This window comes from Tardiphaga sp. (assembly GCF_044340795.1).
GTDB lineage: Bacteria > Pseudomonadota > Alphaproteobacteria > Rhizobiales > Xanthobacteraceae > Tardiphaga.
Genome location: NZ_JBIISY010000055.1, coordinates 15,483 through 30,413, shown reverse-complemented (window position 1 = coordinate 30,413; position 14,931 = coordinate 15,483). Strand labels below are relative to the sequence as shown.

15 protein-coding genes are annotated in these 14,931 nt (G+C 61.1%); 2 read left to right on the top strand and 13 right to left on the bottom strand.

Annotated elements, in window-relative coordinates:
* From ACIQ17_RS11765 to ACIQ17_RS11735, 7 genes are all read right to left on the bottom strand, one after another.
* A partial coding sequence (locus ACIQ17_RS11765) for a hypothetical protein (protein ID WP_398468669.1) occupies nt 1-270 on the bottom strand: 270 nt, incomplete at its 3' end.
* 124 nt (nt 271-394) lie between these two features.
* Nucleotides 395-4,513 (bottom strand): DNA-directed RNA polymerase subunit beta, encoded by a 4,119-nt coding sequence (gene rpoB, locus ACIQ17_RS11760; protein WP_398468667.1) that lies wholly within the window; start codon nt 4,511-4,513, stop codon nt 395-397.
* Nucleotides 4,514-4,955: 442 nt separating this feature from the next.
* The gene (gene rplL, locus ACIQ17_RS11755; protein WP_398468665.1) at nt 4,956-5,333 is read right to left on the bottom strand and encodes a 50S ribosomal protein L7/L12; all 378 of its coding nucleotides are present in this window, start codon (nt 5,331-5,333) and stop codon (nt 4,956-4,958) included.
* Between the two features lie 52 nt (nt 5,334-5,385).
* A complete protein-coding gene (gene rplJ / locus ACIQ17_RS11750; protein WP_398468673.1) occupies nt 5,386-5,904 on the bottom strand; it encodes a 50S ribosomal protein L10 in 519 nt (172 codons plus the stop codon).
* Between the two features lie 625 nt (nt 5,905-6,529).
* Complete coding sequence (locus ACIQ17_RS11745; protein WP_398468663.1) at nt 6,530-7,174, bottom strand: Isoquinoline 1-oxidoreductase subunit; 645 nt, start codon at nt 7,172-7,174, stop codon at nt 6,530-6,532.
* Entirely contained in the window at nt 7,171-9,336 is a 2,166-nt protein-coding gene (locus tag ACIQ17_RS11740; protein WP_398468661.1) for a molybdopterin cofactor-binding domain-containing protein, read from the bottom strand. The genes ACIQ17_RS11745 and ACIQ17_RS11740 overlap by 4 nt, the downstream gene beginning before the upstream one ends.
* A gap of 3 nt (nt 9,337-9,339) precedes the next feature.
* The gene (locus ACIQ17_RS11735) at nt 9,340-9,804 is read right to left on the bottom strand and encodes a (2Fe-2S)-binding protein (protein ID WP_398468659.1); all 465 of its coding nucleotides are present in this window, start codon (nt 9,802-9,804) and stop codon (nt 9,340-9,342) included.
* 332 nt (nt 9,805-10,136) lie between these two features.
* Between ACIQ17_RS11735 and ACIQ17_RS11730 the strand changes: the two genes are divergently transcribed.
* Entirely contained in the window at nt 10,137-10,619 is a 483-nt protein-coding gene (locus ACIQ17_RS11730) for a MarR family winged helix-turn-helix transcriptional regulator (RefSeq protein ID WP_398468657.1), read from the top strand.
* A gap of 30 nt (nt 10,620-10,649) precedes the next feature.
* Here the strand turns inward: ACIQ17_RS11730 and ACIQ17_RS11725 are convergent, their stop codons facing one another.
* Nucleotides 10,650-11,525 (bottom strand): Bug family tripartite tricarboxylate transporter substrate binding protein, encoded by an 876-nt coding sequence (locus ACIQ17_RS11725; RefSeq protein ID WP_398468655.1) that lies wholly within the window; start codon nt 11,523-11,525, stop codon nt 10,650-10,652.
* Nucleotide 11,526: 1 nt separating this feature from the next.
* Here ACIQ17_RS11725 and ACIQ17_RS11720 point away from each other — a divergent pair, with 1 nt between their 5' ends.
* A complete protein-coding gene (locus tag ACIQ17_RS11720) occupies nt 11,527-11,787 on the top strand; it encodes a hypothetical protein (protein ID WP_398468653.1) in 261 nt (86 codons plus the stop codon).
* A gap of 77 nt (nt 11,788-11,864) precedes the next feature.
* On the opposite strand, the gene ACIQ17_RS11715 is transcribed toward ACIQ17_RS11720, so the two are convergent.
* From ACIQ17_RS11715 to secE, 5 genes are all read right to left on the bottom strand, one after another.
* Complete coding sequence (locus tag ACIQ17_RS11715) at nt 11,865-12,818, bottom strand: 2-hydroxyacid dehydrogenase (protein WP_398468651.1); 954 nt, start codon at nt 12,816-12,818, stop codon at nt 11,865-11,867.
* Between the two features lie 99 nt (nt 12,819-12,917).
* Nucleotides 12,918-13,610, bottom strand: a complete 693-nt coding sequence (gene rplA, locus ACIQ17_RS11710; protein ID WP_398468649.1) for a 50S ribosomal protein L1 — start codon at nt 13,608-13,610, stop codon at nt 12,918-12,920.
* A gap of 6 nt (nt 13,611-13,616) precedes the next feature.
* Nucleotides 13,617-14,045 carry a 50S ribosomal protein L11 gene (gene rplK / locus ACIQ17_RS11705; RefSeq protein WP_398468646.1) on the bottom strand — a complete coding sequence of 143 codons (429 nt, stop codon included), beginning with the start codon at nt 14,043-14,045 and terminating at the stop codon, nt 13,617-13,619.
* Nucleotides 14,046-14,171: 126 nt separating this feature from the next.
* Nucleotides 14,172-14,702 carry a transcription termination/antitermination protein NusG gene (gene nusG, locus ACIQ17_RS11700; protein ID WP_398468644.1) on the bottom strand — a complete coding sequence of 177 codons (531 nt, stop codon included), beginning with the start codon at nt 14,700-14,702 and terminating at the stop codon, nt 14,172-14,174.
* Between the two features lie 13 nt (nt 14,703-14,715).
* Entirely contained in the window at nt 14,716-14,907 is a 192-nt protein-coding gene (gene secE / locus ACIQ17_RS11695; protein WP_398468642.1) for a preprotein translocase subunit SecE, read from the bottom strand.
* Nucleotides 14,908-14,931 lie beyond the last annotated feature (24 nt).

The following is a 14,931-nucleotide window of genomic DNA, read 5'->3' as shown; positions in this document are numbered from 1 at the left end:
CGAGCACTTCTCGCAGATGATGCCCTTGTACTTCATGCGCTTGTACTTGCCGCACAAGCACTCGTAATCCTTGATGGGCCCGAAGATGCGGGCGCAGAACAGGCCGTCGCGCTCGGGCTTGAAGGTACGGTAGTTGATGGTTTCCGGCTTCTTGATCTCGCCGTAGGACCAGGACAGAATCTTCTCGGGGCTCGCGATCGAGATCCGGATCTGGTCGAAGACCTGAGCCGGAGTCGTCGGGTTGAAGAGATTCATAATTTCTTGGTTCATGGTCTTCTCCTCGCGTGCCGATCGCCATCAGCAGCAAATTCGAAATTCTGTAGTCACGCGCGCTGCCATACGTCCGGGCTGCGGCGCAGACGCCCGGCCGCGAGGCCGGGCGTGACGCATTGAATTACTCGGCAGCCTCGGAGGTCGGGCCCGGCAGCTTGGAATTGTGCAGGTCGACGTTGAGGCCGAGCGAGCGCATTTCCTTCACGAGCACGTTGAACGATTCCGGGATACCGGCCTCGAACGTGTCGTCGCCGCGCACGATCGCCTCGTAGACCTTGGTACGGCCCGCGACGTCGTCCGACTTCACCGTCAGCATTTCCTGCAGCGTGTAAGCCGCGCCATATGCTTCGAGTGCCCACACTTCCATTTCACCGAAGCGCTGGCCGCCGAACTGCGCCTTACCACCCAGCGGCTGCTGCGTGACGAGCGAGTACGGACCGATCGAACGCGCGTGGATCTTGTCGTCCACGAGATGGTGAAGCTTGAGCATGTAGATGTAGCCCACGGTCACCTTGCGATCGAACTGGTCGCCAGTGCGGCCGTCATAGACGGTCGACTGACCCGACTTGTCGAAGCCTGCCAGCTTCAGCATGTCTTCGATGTCGGCTTCCTTCGCACCGTCGAACACCGGCGTTGCGATCGGCACGCCAGGCTTCAGGTTGCGCGCAAGCTCGATCAGCTCGTCATCGTTCAGCGACTTGATGACTTCATCATCGCCATAGACATTCTTCAGGGTCTCACGCAGCGGCTTGAGATCCTGACGCTGGTAGAAGGCGTCGATGGTTTCGCCGATCTTCTTGCCCATGCCGGCGCAGGCCCAACCGAGATGCGTCTCGAGGATCTGACCGACATTCATGCGCGACGGCACGCCCAGCGGGTTGAGCACGATGTCCGCATGGGTACCGTCCTCGAGGAACGGCATGTCTTCGATCGGAACGATCTTCGACACCACGCCCTTGTTGCCGTGACGGCCGGCCATCTTGTCGCCCGGCTGGATCTTGCGCTTCACCGCGACGAAGACCTTGACCATCTTCATCACGCCCGGCGGCAGCTCGTCGCCGCGCTGCAGCTTCTCGACCTTGTCGAGGAAGCGCTGTTCAAGGCCCTTCTTCGATTCGTCGTACTGCTTACGCATCGCCTCGATTTCCGACATCAGCTTGTCGTTCGAGGTGGCGAACATCCACCACTGCGAGCGCGGATTTTCATCCAGCACGGCGCGGGTGATCTTGCCGTCCTTCTTGAAGCCCTTCGGACCGGCGATGCCGACCTTGTTCTCCAGAAGATCAGCCAGACGGCCATAGACGTTACGATCCAGGATGGCCTGTTCGTCGTCACGGTCCTTGGCGAGACGTTCGATCTCTTCGCGCTCGATCGCCAGTGCACGTTCGTCCTTGTCGACGCCGTGGCGGTTGAACACGCGGACTTCCACGATGGTGCCCTGCACGCCCGGGGGCACGCGGAGCGAGGTGTCGCGAACGTCCGACGCCTTTTCACCGAAGATGGCGCGCAGGAGCTTTTCTTCCGGCGTCATCGGGCTTTCGCCCTTCGGCGTGATTTTGCCGACCAGGATGTCGCCGGCGCGGACTTCGGCGCCGATGTAGACGATACCGGCTTCGTCGAGGTTCTTCAGCGCTTCTTCCGACACGTTCGGAATGTCGCGGGTGATTTCCTCAGGACCGAGCTTGGTGTCGCGGGCCATCACTTCGAATTCCTCGATGTGAATCGAGGTGAAGACGTCTTCCTTCACGATCCGCTCGGAGAGCAGGATCGAGTCTTCGAAGTTGTAGCCATTCCACGGCATGAACGCGACGAGCACGTTGCGGCCAAGCGCGAGTTCACCGAGATCGGTCGACGGACCGTCTGCAATGATGTCGCCCTTGCGCACGACGTCACCGACCTTCACCAGCGGACGCTGGTTGATGCAGGTCGACTGGTTCGAGCGCTGGTACTTCATGAGACGATAGATATCGACGCCCGACTTGGTCGGATCGAGATCTTCGGTCGCACGGATAACCACGCGGGTTGCGTCGATCTGGTCGATCACGCCCGAACGGCGAGCCGCGATTGCAGCACCGGAATCGCGGGCCACGACGGCTTCCATGCCGGTGCCGACGAACGGCGCTTCAGCGCGCACCAAAGGCACGGCCTGACGCTGCATGTTCGAGCCCATCAGCGCGCGGTTGGCGTCGTCGTTCTCGAGGAACGGAATCAGCGCCGCGGCGACCGACACGAGCTGCTTCGGCGACACGTCCATGTAGTCGACCTTGTCGGCCGGCAGCGGCAGCACGTCACCGGCGTGACGGCAGATCACCATTTCGTCGGTGAAGTGGCCCTTGGCATCGAGCGGCACGTTGGCCTGTGCGACCGAGTAGCGGCCCTCTTCCATCGCCGACAGATACACGACCTCGTCGGTGACGCGGCCTTCCTTGACCTTGCGATACGGGGTCTCGACGAAGCCGTACTTGTTCACGCGCGCGAAGGTGGCGAGCGAGTTGATCAGACCGATGTTCGGGCCTTCCGGCGTCTCGATCGGGCAGATACGGCCATAGTGGGTCGGATGCACGTCGCGGACTTCGAAGCCGGCGCGCTCGCGGGTCAGACCGCCCGGTCCGAGCGCCGAGAGACGACGCTTGTGGGTGATTTCCGACAGCGGGTTGGTCTGGTCCATGAACTGCGACAGCTGCGACGAGCCGAAGAATTCACGCACGGCTGCAGCGGCAGGCTTCGCGTTGATGAGGTCCTGCGGCATCACGGTGTCGATATCCACCGACGACATGCGCTCCTTGATGGCGCGCTCCATGCGCAGCAGACCGACGCGATACTGATTTTCCATCAGCTCGCCGACCGAACGCACACGGCGGTTGCCGAGATGGTCGATGTCGTCGATCTCGCCCTTGCCGTCGCGCAGATCCACCAGGGTCTTGATGACCGAGAGGATGTCTTCCTTGCGCAGCGTGCGGTGGGTGTCCGGCGCATCGAGTTCGAGGCGCATGTTCATCTTCACGCGGCCCACGGCCGAGAGGTCGTAACGCTCGGCATCGAAGAACAGCGACTGGAACATGTTCTGCGCCGACTCGAGGGTCGGCGGCTCACCCGGACGCATCACGCGATAGATGTCGAACAGCGCGTCTTCACGCGTCACGTTCTTGTCGGCCGCAAGCGTGTTGCGGATGTAGGCGCCGATATTGACATGGTCGATATCGAGCAGCGGCAGCTCCTTGTAGCCCTCTTCGTCGAGCGCCTTGAGCAGCTTCTCGGTGATTTCCTCGCCGGCTTCAGCGTAGATTTCACCGGTCTTCGCGTTGACCAGGTCGTCGGCTAGATAGCTGCCGATGAGATCTTCATCGGTGAGCTGCAGTGCCTTGAGGCCCTTCTCGGCGAGCTGACGGGCAGCACGCACGGTGAGCTTCTTGCCAGCTTCGAGCGCCACCTTGCCGGTGTCGGCGTCGATCAGGTCGTTGACGGTCGAATAGCCGCGGAAGCGCGACGGATCGAACGGCACGCGCCAGCCGCCTTCCTTGATCTGCTTGTAGATGATCTTCTGGTAGAACGTGGACAGGATCTCTTCGCCATCCAGGCCCAGCGCATACATCAGCGACGTCACCGGAATCTTGCGGCGACGGTCGATACGCGCAAACACGATGTCCTTGGCATCGAACTCGATGTCGAGCCACGAACCGCGATACGGGATCACGCGGGCAGCGAACAGCAGCTTGCCCGACGAATGGGTCTTGCCCTTGTCGTGATCGAAGAACACGCCCGGCGAACGGTGCATCTGCGAGACGATGACGCGCTCGGTGCCGTTCACCACGAAGGTGCCGTTCATGGTCATGAGCGGGATATCGCCCATGTAGACGTCCTGCTCCTTGATGTCCTTGACGGACTTGGCGCCGGTTTCCTCGTCGATATCGAACACGATCAGGCGCAGCGTCACCTTCAGCGGGGCAGCATAGGTCATGCCGCGCTGACGGCACTCGTCGACGTCATATTTCGGCGGCTCGAATTCATAGCGGACGAATTCGAGCATCGAGGTGCCGGCGAAATCCGAGATCGGGAACACCGAACGGAAAACAGCCTGCAGGCCCTCATCCAGGCGGCCGCCCGTGGGCTCGTCAACCATCAGGAACTGGTCGTAGGACGCCTTCTGAACCTCGATGAGGTTCGGCATCTCGGCGACTTCCTTGATGTGACCGAAGAACTTACGAACGCGCTTGCGACCGGTGAACGTCTGCTGACCCATCGTGGCCTCTCATTGCGTCGCCCGGGAGGGGCGAACCTTCCAGGGCACGGCTGCCGCCGCCCCCGGGTTGAATTTTTCCGACATCGCCCCGAGACCTGCATCCAGATTCAGGAACAAAATCCCCAAATCGAACGTTCAAACCCCAGAACGCAAAACGACGTGCGCGATGCCCGACTGCATCTCGCCCGTCCAAAACCATCTAACTGCGGACCGAAAAGCCCGAAATTGGCCAATCTCCCAACGGCTTAGGATAGAACGTGTCCGTTCTCGCCGTCAAACCGCGCTTTCGTACTGCCGACCCGATATGGGGCGGCAATCATGGAGATACGAGGGTCGTTCCCTCAGCGTCCCCACACTTTCTTGTGTGCAGCCATCGCTGGATACACGCGAGACCCCGGTGAAGAGCGGCCCGAGGGCCGCCCTTCTGGGGAACTCAAAGGTCTTACTTGAGCTCGACCTTGGCGCCAGCCTTCTCGAGCTGGGCCTTGATCTTTTCGGCTTCGTCCTTGGCAACGCCTTCCTTGAGGGGCTTCGGCGCGCCTTCGACCAGGTCCTTGGCTTCCTTGAGGCCGAGACCGGTGATCGCACGGACTTCCTTGATGACTTCGATCTTCTTGTCGCCAGCCGAAGCGAGAACGACGGTGAAGTCGGTCTTTTCTTCAGCAGCGGCAGCGCCGCCACCAGCGCCCGGAGCAGCGGCAACAGCCACGGCAGCGGCAGCCGACACGCCCCACTTCTCTTCGAGCAGCTTGGCGAGTTCGGCGGCTTCGAGCACGGTCAGGCTCGAGAGGTCGTCAACGATCTTATTGAGGTCAGCCATTGTCTATATCCTTAAGCGTATTTGGTTCGAACCAGTTTGATTGCGAAGGGCGTCAGGCCGCTTCGCTCTTTGAGGCATAAGCCTGAACAACGCGCGCGACCTTTGCCGCGGGTGCTGTCGACAGCTGAGCGATCTTGGTCGCCGGCGCCACAAGGAGGCCAACGAGTTTGCCGCGCAGTTCGTCGAGCGAGGGCAGCGCGGCCAGGGCCTTGACGCTGTCGACGTTCAGGACGGTTTTGCCCATCGAGCCGCCAAGAATGACGAACTTGTCGTTCGCCTTGGCAAATTCGACGGCAACCTTCGGTGCAGCTACCGGATCGTCCGAAGTGGCGATCACAGTCGGGCCCTTCAGCAGGGAACCGATGGCAACAACATCCGTGCCTTCAAGAGCAATTTTGGCGAGACGGTTTTTCGAGACCTTCACCGAGGCACCCGCCTGCTTCATCTGCTTACGCAGGTTCTGCATCTGGGCGACGGTGAGGCCGGAATAATGGGCGACGATCGCAACGCCGGTGGTCGTGAAGACCCCGTTCAGCGCTTGGACCGCGTCCTTTTTAGCCGCTCTTTCCACAGCAAGCTCTCTCCGGTTGGCAGTCTCGATCGAGATGAGACCGCCGGTTTGCACCCAACCGCCCCACCGACATGACCTCGAGACACACGGCCTCCAGACATCCCGGGCGAGACGATCATGATAGCCTGCCCTCCCGAACCATTGCTGCGAGCAGCGGCGGCACGGGGTGTCGAGGTTCGAACCAAATACGCTATCAGCCGCATGGCGGCATTGGCGAAATCAGTCTTCACCCATCTATGCTGGCTTGGCGATTAAGCCGTTGATCGAATTGAATTCGTCGCGGGCGCCAGCAGTCTCGGACAGGATTCGAGATCACCGATCGGCCAAAATCTGATCGCTCAGTATCGGCCGCTCAAAGACCCCTGCCCGCCTTCGTCAAAACCAGGTCGCGGCTCCCGTGCCCTTCGAGCGATCCGTGGGGATGGCCTGAAAGGAAAGGTCTCCTAGATACCGGGTTATCGGAATGCGAACACAGACGTGCCAGCACAGGCCAGCAAGTCCGGAAGCGGCTGTTTAACGAGTCTTTATCGGCTTGCCAAGGGGGAAGTGCCGAACTGGCATCGTTTTTGCCATGGGAACCGGAAGGCGGCGGTGCCTCCAGGCACCACTGCCTCATCCGATCACTTTACCCCTTCGGACAAGCTGCCCCTGCATCCGCCCACGCCTTGATCAGTTCACCGAACTGCTTTTGCGTGCCCGGCGCCGGAGTACGGTTGCCGCCGGGCTTCCAGCCCCACCCCACCAACTCATCCTCGGCCATGTGATGCACCAGCGCGGCCATGTCCTTGCCGCCATTGCGCTCCTTGTCCTTGATCTGGGCGCAAATCTGGCCAAGCGTCTTGCCCTGCCAGGCCATCTCGATCGGCGCCAGCGCCCACTTCGCATTGCCCGGGACATTGGCGGCATCGAAGTTGTTTTCGTGGTGGCAGGTCGTGCAGGCGAGACCACCGGCCGCGCCCATGCCGCCCTCGCCGCGCACCACCAGCGGAATATGCGGCCGCATGCGATCGGTCTGGGTCGGACGATCGCCGGCCGGATGGCAGTTCAGGCAGCGCGGTGACTGGATCACCTTGCCCGCCTCATTGAACAGCGCCACCGCCCGCTCGTTCTTGTTCTTGATCTTGGCGAACGCCGAGACGGGCTGCAGCGTTTTCGGATTGCTGACCGCGGCATCGGCCTCATTTGCACCGAACTGCGCGACAGCCAGGACGCCGGCCGACATCCCGCCGGCGAAGAGCGCCAGCATTGCATACTTCACCAGTTTGTTCATGCCGAGGCTCCCGGCACGATGGGCAGTTGTCGTGGTCGTCCGACACCGAGCTTGGCCATCGCATTCACCACAGCCGGCCCGAGCGGCGGCACGCCGGGCTCACCGACGCCCGACGGTTTTTCGGTGGACTTCACGATCACCACCTCGACCTCCGGCATCTCATTGATACGCAGCGAGCGATAGGTATCGAAATTGCCGGACACCGGCGCACCGGCATCGAGCGTCTGTTCGGCATAGAGAATGTGACCGAGACCGAAGCCGATGCCGCCTTCCATCTGCGCGCGGATGATGTCCGGATTGACGGCGACGCCGCAATCGACAGCGCACCACACCTTATGGACCTTCGGCCCTTCCTCGGTCATCGACAGCTCGACGACCTGAGCGACGAAAGTCTTGAAACTCTCGACCACCGCAACGCCACGCGCGCGACCTTCCGGCACCTTGTAGTTCTTCCAGTCGGCAAGTTCGGCGACGGCCTTCAGCACGCCGGCATGACGCGGCTTCTTGCCGAGCAATTCGAGACGTCCTTCAACCGGGTCCTTGCCCGCGGCTTCGAGCAGTTCATCGACGAAGGCCTCGACCACATAGCCGGTATGGGTATGGCCCACCGAGCGCCACCACAACACGGGTACGCCCACCTCGACCTGATGCATGTCGCAGCGGAAATTCGCGACCTCGTAGGGGATCTCGTTCGAGCCCTCATAGGAGGTCGGATCGAGACCGTCCTTGAACATGATCTGCTCGAAGAACGAGCCCTTCATGATCGACTGCGAGACGATCGTGTCGCTCCACGCCTCGATCTTGCCATCGCGGACCGCACCGCGCATGCGGTGAATGGCGTATGGCCGATAATAGCCGCCGCGCATGTCGTCCTCGCGGGTCCAGACCAGCTTGACGCCCTTGCCCGGCCCGATCGCCTTGGCCACTTCGGCAAGCTCGACGGCCTGATGCGTTGTCTGCTGTGCGCGGCGACCAAAGCTGCCACCGGCAAGCGTGACGTCGATCTTCACCTTCTCGATGGGCAAACCGAGCACCTTGGAGATGGCCTGGTGATCGGGCGTCGGAAACTGGCAGCCATAGCGCGCATAGGCGCTGTCGCCGTCCCATTTCAGATACGCGTTCAACGGCTCCATCGCCGCATGGGCGAGATAAGGGAAGACATATTCGACCTCCACCACACGGCCACCCTTGGCCACGGATTCCTCGAACTTGCCTTCCGCCTTGACCAGCTTGCCCTGCGTCTTCGACAGCGCGCGGAATTGCTGCAGCAATTCGGCGCTGCCGCGCTTCTCGGCCTTGCTGTCATCCCAGGTGATCTTTAGCGCCTCGCGACCTGTCTTCGCCGCCCAGAAGCCCTTTGCGTAGACCGCAACACCATTCGAGATCTGTTTGACATCGACCACGCCCGCGACTGCCTTCGCCGCCGTCGCATCGAACGACTTCACCTTGCCGCCGAATTTCGGCGAGCGCGCCACCACCACGGTGAGCATGTCGGGTTCGTTGATATCCAGCCCGAAAAACGCCTTGCCGTTGCTCTTGTCGGCACTGTCGAGGCGCTTCACCACGCCTTCCTTGCCGATCAGCTTGAAGTTGGCTGGATCTTTCAGCTTTGGTTCAGCCGGGACCGGCATGGTCATCGCCTTCGCGGCGAATTCACCGAAGCGGCCTTCCTTGTCCGTGCCGTGCTTGATCACGCCCTTGTCGACCGTGATCTCCCCCGCCGGCACCTGCCAGGCATCGGCGGCCGCAGCAACCAGCATCTCGCGGGCGGCAGCGCCGACCTGACGCATCTGGATGAAGGAATTCGCAATCGCCGTGGAGCCACCCGTGCCCTGCATGCCGAAGGCCAGGTTCTTGTAGAGGACGGGATTGGACGGCGCGTGACTGGCACGCATCTGCGACCAGTCTGCATCGAGCTCTTCCGCCACCAGGGTTGCCATCCCGGTCAGCGGCCCCTGCCCCATCTCAAAACCCTTGCACAGTACGGTGACCGTGTTGTCGGAGCCGATGATCAGAAACGTGTTCGGCGCGATATTGATTTTCTGCGCCGCAGCACCCTGCGCGAACAGCTTGTCGGCACGCGCGACATAGGCGCCGATGACGAGACCCGCGCCCGCCTTGAGTAGCGTGCGACGTGAAAGCCTGGTGTCGTGAACGGTCATGGCTCAGCCCTCCAGCGACTTGGCGGCGGTGTGGATCGCAGCGCGGATGCGGACATAGGTGGCGCAACGGCAGATGTTGCCGTTCATCGCCAGATCGATGTCTTCATCGGTCGGCTTGGGATTAAGGCTGAGCAGCGATGCCGCACTCATGACCTGGCCGGACTGGCAGTAGCCGCATTGCGGCACGTCATGAGCCACCCACGCGGCCTGGACCGCCTTGGCTTCCTTGCTGGTTGCCCCCTCGATGGTCGTGACCTCGCCTGAGCCCACCGCCGAGACCGGCATCGAGCAGGAGCGCACCGGTTGCCCATCGAGATAGACCGTGCAGGCACCACATTGCGCGACGCCGCAGCCATATTTGGTGCCGGTCAGCCCGGCGCCGTCACGGATAGCCCAGAGGAGTGGGGTATCGGGGGCGACGTCGATCTGACGCGACTCCCCATTGATCTTGAAGGTGAACGCAGCCATCGCTGTTGTCCTTGTCGTCGAATGTACGCCTACATTCGAGTTGTTCTAATTCGAACCTGACAAATACAACCGCAGTGCGGAATTCAGAACTCAATTATTTTTGTACCACCCGGGAACGAAAGTCATTTGGCGACGTTCCTGTCCGTTTTGCGCTGACTTTGCGATGGCGGGACAGCAGCGATCCCACTGTCATTGCCATTCAGCCACTGACCGGCTCATGATCCCTGCTTACAACTCAGTGATCGACACGATGTGCAGCGCCCGCGTATCACCGTGATTGCCGTGTCCCACAGCGCCGATGCGGCACCCCGCTCGCGTGAGGTTCGTTCACTATGCCCCGCACCATTCGAACACCGGGACATCTGATCCGCAGACTTCAACAAGTCTCCGTATCCGTGTTCCACTCCTCGCTCGAGCACGTGAGCATTACGCCCGTCCAGCACACCATCCTCACGCTATTGGCGACCGAAAAAGGCCTCGACCAGAAAACCATTGCTGCCCGGGCAGTGCTCGATACGTCAACTGTAGGCGATGTGGTCCGGCGCCTTGAGCGACGAAAACTGGTCGCACGAACAGGATCTCCCGGCGACAAGCGGCAGAAACTCGTGACGATTACGGCAGATGGGCTCGATCTTATCAGGCAGTCGCGCGCCCTGCTGCGACGATCGCGCGCGCAGATGTTCGCATCGTTGACCTCGGCGGAGCAGCGCGTCTTCCTCGATTTTGTCGAACGCCTTTTGCTGTCCAATGAGCCCGACACTGGCCAACCCTGGCAGCGGCAACGCAAGCGCCAGCCACCGCGGCGAGAGGTCTAGCCTCCGGGCCGTCACTCCAGCATTGCGGGCTTACTTGCTCTTCGCCTCGGCGAGTTGCTTCTTGACGGCCTGCACATTGGTCTGTTCGAGCGCGACAAGTCCCGCGAGGTCTTCCGGCGTCCCCCCGGGTGCCATCGCGCCATACTGCTTCAGGCGGTCCCGGATGGCCTGATCCTTCAGAATGACATTTACGTCTTTGTTCAGCCGCTCAATGATCTGCGGCGGGACACCGGCGGGCGCATGCAGCGCGAACCATACCACGACTTTGAACCCTGGATATCCTGCTTCGGCAATGGTCGGCACGTCGGGCAGCACCGCCGAACGCTCCGGTGATGACACCGCCAGCGCCTTCAAGTGGCCCGACTGGATCAGGCTGAGTGCCGAAGTAACCTGATCGATGGTGTAATCCGTATTGCCCGCAACGATGTCCTGCAACATCGGCAGGCTGCCGCGATAAGGCACATGAACGGCATTGATGTCTGCACGCGCATTGAACAGCACGGTGGTGACATAACCGCTACTGCCGACGCCGGGGCTACCATGGGTGAACTTGCCCGGTTCGGCTTTTAACTTCTGGACGAATTGCGCAACGGTATCAACACCGAGAGACGGGCGAACCATCAGCACATTCGGCAATGTCGCCAGTGTCGCAACTGGCGCAAACGCGGTCTTCGGATCGTAATTTGCCGGCTCGTCCAGAAAATAGGAATTTGCCACGGTTGGTCCGGGCGTGCTCAGCATGAGCGTGTAGCCATCTGGAGCACTCTGAGCGACAGCTGCTGCGCCGATATTGCCGCTCGCGCCGGGCTTGTTGTCGACGATCACCGGCACACCAAGCGAAATCTGAAGCTTCTCGGCGATCAATCGCGCGACGATATCCGTCGTCCCGCCTGCAGCGAAGGGCACGATGATCCTGATGCTACGGTTTGGCCATGTGGATGAAAAAGCACGACTGGACATACTGATGGCCGCGCCGCCGATCAGGGCAGAGAATGCACGGCGTGACATCGACGAAGGGCAATTGCCTCGCGTCATCGAAACCTCCCTCAAGCTTTCCTCGCAGCCCCGTCGCATTCATGACCATCGTAATGTGGTCTTCTCCGTTGCGACGGTGGCAGGCGCACGTGCCAGGGTGCGCTCCTATTTAGTGAGTATACTCATTAAATAGGCTTAGGCTGTCAAGTTGCGGATCGCACCACATCCATAGGACAGATGAGCGCGGTGCAATCCTCCCTAAGACTGCGTTTAAATCTTCACGGGATAGGGCAACCCCTGCGCCGCATAAAACGCATCGAGATTCGCGATCACGCAATCCTGCATCGCGAGATGCGAGTCCAGCGTGTGGCCACCGATATGCGGCGTCAGCACCACATTCGGGAATGCCGTCAGCGCGTCCGGTGCATGAGGCTCCGTCTCGAACACGTCGAGACCAGCGCCGGCAATGGTCTTGTCGCTCAGCGCCTGCACCAGTGCCGCCTGATCTATCACCGAGCCGCGCGAGATGTTGACCACATAGCCATCAGGCCCCAGCTTCTTCAGCATCCCGGCATCGATGATGTGATGCGTTTCCTTGCCGGCGCGCACCGCGACCATCAGGACGTCGCACCATTCGACCAGGGCAGCAAGATCCGGCTCGTAGCGATACGGCAGCTCGTCATACTTCGTGCGATTGGTGTAGGCGACGTCGCATTCGAACGCGGCCACGCGCGAGGCGATCTTGCGGCCGATCTCACCCATGCCATAGACGCCGACCTTGCGACCGGGATTGCCCGGCTGCGGCGCCATCAGCGGCGACGGCTTGCGATCCGACCAGCCGCCCTCGCGGACATAGTGATCTGCCGGAATGATGCGCCGCGTCGCCGCCAGCATCAAGGTCAGCGCGAGATCAGCCACCGATGCCGCATTGGCGCCGGGGCTGTTGCCGACCACGATCTTGCGTTCCGCGGCGGCCTTGAAATCCACGCCGTCATAGCCAGTGCCGTAACAGATGATGGCACCGAGCGCCGGCATCATGTCCATCACCTCGGCCGGCAGCAGCTGCCCGCCGGCGGTGATCATGGTGCGCACATCTTTCAGCTCATCTGCCGAGAAGACGCTCAGTGGCGGCTTGCCGCCGGCGTCGAGCAGATCGAAACGCTCGCCGATGCGCACCATCTGGGCCTTGGGAAAACGCGAATAGATCAGGACCTTCTCGGCCATTTGTTCATTCCTGCTGCGGTCAAAACGCGAAAGACAAAAAGAAAGGGCGGAACCGGTTGCCCGACTCCGCCCTTGGTTTCTTGCAAGCCTTGTTCCGGCTTAGCCGAGCACGGTGTTCGGCTCAACCTTGATGCCGACGCCCATGGACGAGGACACGGCCACGCGCTGGACATAGGTGCCCTTCGCGCCTGCCGGCTTCGCCTTTACGACGGCATCGGCGAGAGCCTTGATGTTCTCGACGAGCTTGTCGGCACCGAACGATGCCTTGCCAACGCCAGCCTGGATGATGCCGGCCTTTTCGACACGGAATTCAACCGAACCGCCCTTGGCACCCTTCACGGCGCCGGTGACGTCCATGGTCACGGTGCCGATCTTCGGGTTCGGCATCATGCCGCGCGGACCAAGCACCTTACCGAGACGGCCGACCAGCGGCATCATGTCGGGGGTGGCAATACAACGGTCGAAGTTGATTTCGCCGTTCTGCACCTTCTCGGCCAAGTCTTCCGCACCGACGACGTCAGCACCGGCAGCCTTGGCTTCCTCAGCCTTCGCACCACGGGCAAACACGCCGACGCGGAGCGTACGGCCAGTGCCGTTCGGCAGCGAAACGACGCCACGGACCATCTGGTCGGCGTGACGCGGATCGACACCGAGGTTCATCGAGATTTCGATGGTCTCGTCGAACTTCGCCTTGGCGCGTTCCTTGACCATCTTGATCGCTTCATCGATCGTGTAGAGCTTCTCGCGATCAACGCCTTCGCGAATAGCCTTCAAACGCTTTCCGATTGCCATGATCGATTACCCCTGAACCTGGAGACCCATCGAACGGGCAGAGCCCTCGACCATGCGCATGGCCGATTCGACGGAATCGCAATTGAGATCGTTCATCTTCTTCTCGGCGATCTCGCGGATCTGCGCAGAGGTCACCTTGCCGGCCACGTCGCGGCCCGGCAGCTTCGATCCGGACTGGATCTTGGCGGCCTGCTTGAGGAAGTGAGACATCGGGGGGGTCTTGAGCACGAAGGTGAACGAACGATCGGCATAGATCGTGATCACCACCGGAATCGGGGTGTTCTTTTCTTCCTTCTGCGTCTGCGCGTTGAACGCTTTGCAGAATTCCATGATGTTCAAACCGCGCTGACCAAGCGCTGGACCGATCGGGGGCGAGGGGTTCGCCGCACCGGCCGGCACCTGAAGCTTCAGGTATCCGGTCACTTTCTTTGCCATACTACACTCCTGTTGTGCCGGCGGATGCCGGCGGTTCAGGTTTCGTGGTGCGGTTCAAGTGCGGTTGGCGACCGCCCTCTCCTCCCACGACCTATGAACGCGAAGACGTGCTTCGCGCTATTGCGATCAGACCTTCTCGACCTGACCGAATTCCAGTTCGACCGGCGTTGCGCGGCCGAAGATCGACACCGCGACCTTCACGCGCGAACGCGCTTCGTCGACTTCTTCCACCACGCCGGAGAACGATGCGAACGGGCCATCGGCCACCTTCACGTTCTCGCCGATCTCGAACGAGATCGAAGTCTTCGGGCGCTCCACGCCTTCCTGCATCTGGTTCAGGATGCGCATGGCTTCCGCTTCCGAGATCGGCATCGGCTTGTTCTCGGCGCCGAGGAAGCCCGTGACCTTCGGGGTATTCTTGATGAGATGGAAGGCTTCGTCGGTGAGCTGCATCTTCACCAGCACATAGCCGGGGAAGAACTTGCGCTCGGCTTCCATCTTGCGGCCACGGCGCACTTCCGTGACCTTCTCGATCGGGACCAGCACCTGTTCGAACAGGTCTTCGACGCCACGCTGCTTCGCCTGTTCCTTGATGGAATCGGCGACCTTCTTTTCGAAGTTCGAATAGGCGTGAACGATGTACCAGCGCATGCTCATAATTCAGGTCCGTTTAGCGAATGCCGAGCAAGAAAGTCACAAGCAGGCGAATGATCTGATCTGCCGCGAAGAAGAAAACCGACGCGAGCGCCACCATGATGAAGACCATGATGGTGGTGATGGTCGTCTCACGGCGCGAAGGCCACGTGACCTTGTTGGTCTCGGTGCGCACTTCCTGCAGGAATTTGAACGGGCTGAAAGCCATCGTTAGGTGATCCGCATCCGTCGT

Bases quoted from the DNA above. Each gene is read 5' to 3' on its own strand.
- rpoB (WP_398468667.1), bottom strand. From the start codon at position 4,513: ATGGGTCAGCAGACGTTCACCGGTCGCAAGCGCGTTCGTAAGTTCTTC.
- rplL (WP_398468665.1), bottom strand. From the start codon at position 5,333: ATGGCTGACCTCAATAAGATCGTTGACGACCTCTCGAGCCTGACCGTG.
- ACIQ17_RS11745 (WP_398468663.1), bottom strand. From the start codon at position 7,174: ATGAACAAACTGGTGAAGTATGCAATGCTGGCGCTCTTCGCCGGCGGG.
- ACIQ17_RS11740 (WP_398468661.1), bottom strand. From the start codon at position 9,336: ATGACCGTTCACGACACCAGGCTTTCACGTCGCACGCTACTCAAGGCG.
- ACIQ17_RS11735 (WP_398468659.1), bottom strand. From the start codon at position 9,804: ATGGCTGCGTTCACCTTCAAGATCAATGGGGAGTCGCGTCAGATCGAC.
- ACIQ17_RS11730 (WP_398468657.1), top strand. From the start codon at position 10,137: ATGCCCCGCACCATTCGAACACCGGGACATCTGATCCGCAGACTTCAA.
- ACIQ17_RS11720 (WP_398468653.1), top strand. From the start codon at position 11,527: ATGATCCTGATGCTACGGTTTGGCCATGTGGATGAAAAAGCACGACTG.
- ACIQ17_RS11715 (WP_398468651.1), bottom strand. From the start codon at position 12,818: ATGGCCGAGAAGGTCCTGATCTATTCGCGTTTTCCCAAGGCCCAGATG.
- rplA (WP_398468649.1), bottom strand. From the start codon at position 13,610: ATGGCAATCGGAAAGCGTTTGAAGGCTATTCGCGAAGGCGTTGATCGC.
- rplK (WP_398468646.1), bottom strand. From the start codon at position 14,045: ATGGCAAAGAAAGTGACCGGATACCTGAAGCTTCAGGTGCCGGCCGGT.
- nusG (WP_398468644.1), bottom strand. From the start codon at position 14,702: ATGAGCATGCGCTGGTACATCGTTCACGCCTATTCGAACTTCGAAAAG.
- secE (WP_398468642.1), bottom strand. From the start codon at position 14,907: ATGGCTTTCAGCCCGTTCAAATTCCTGCAGGAAGTGCGCACCGAGACC.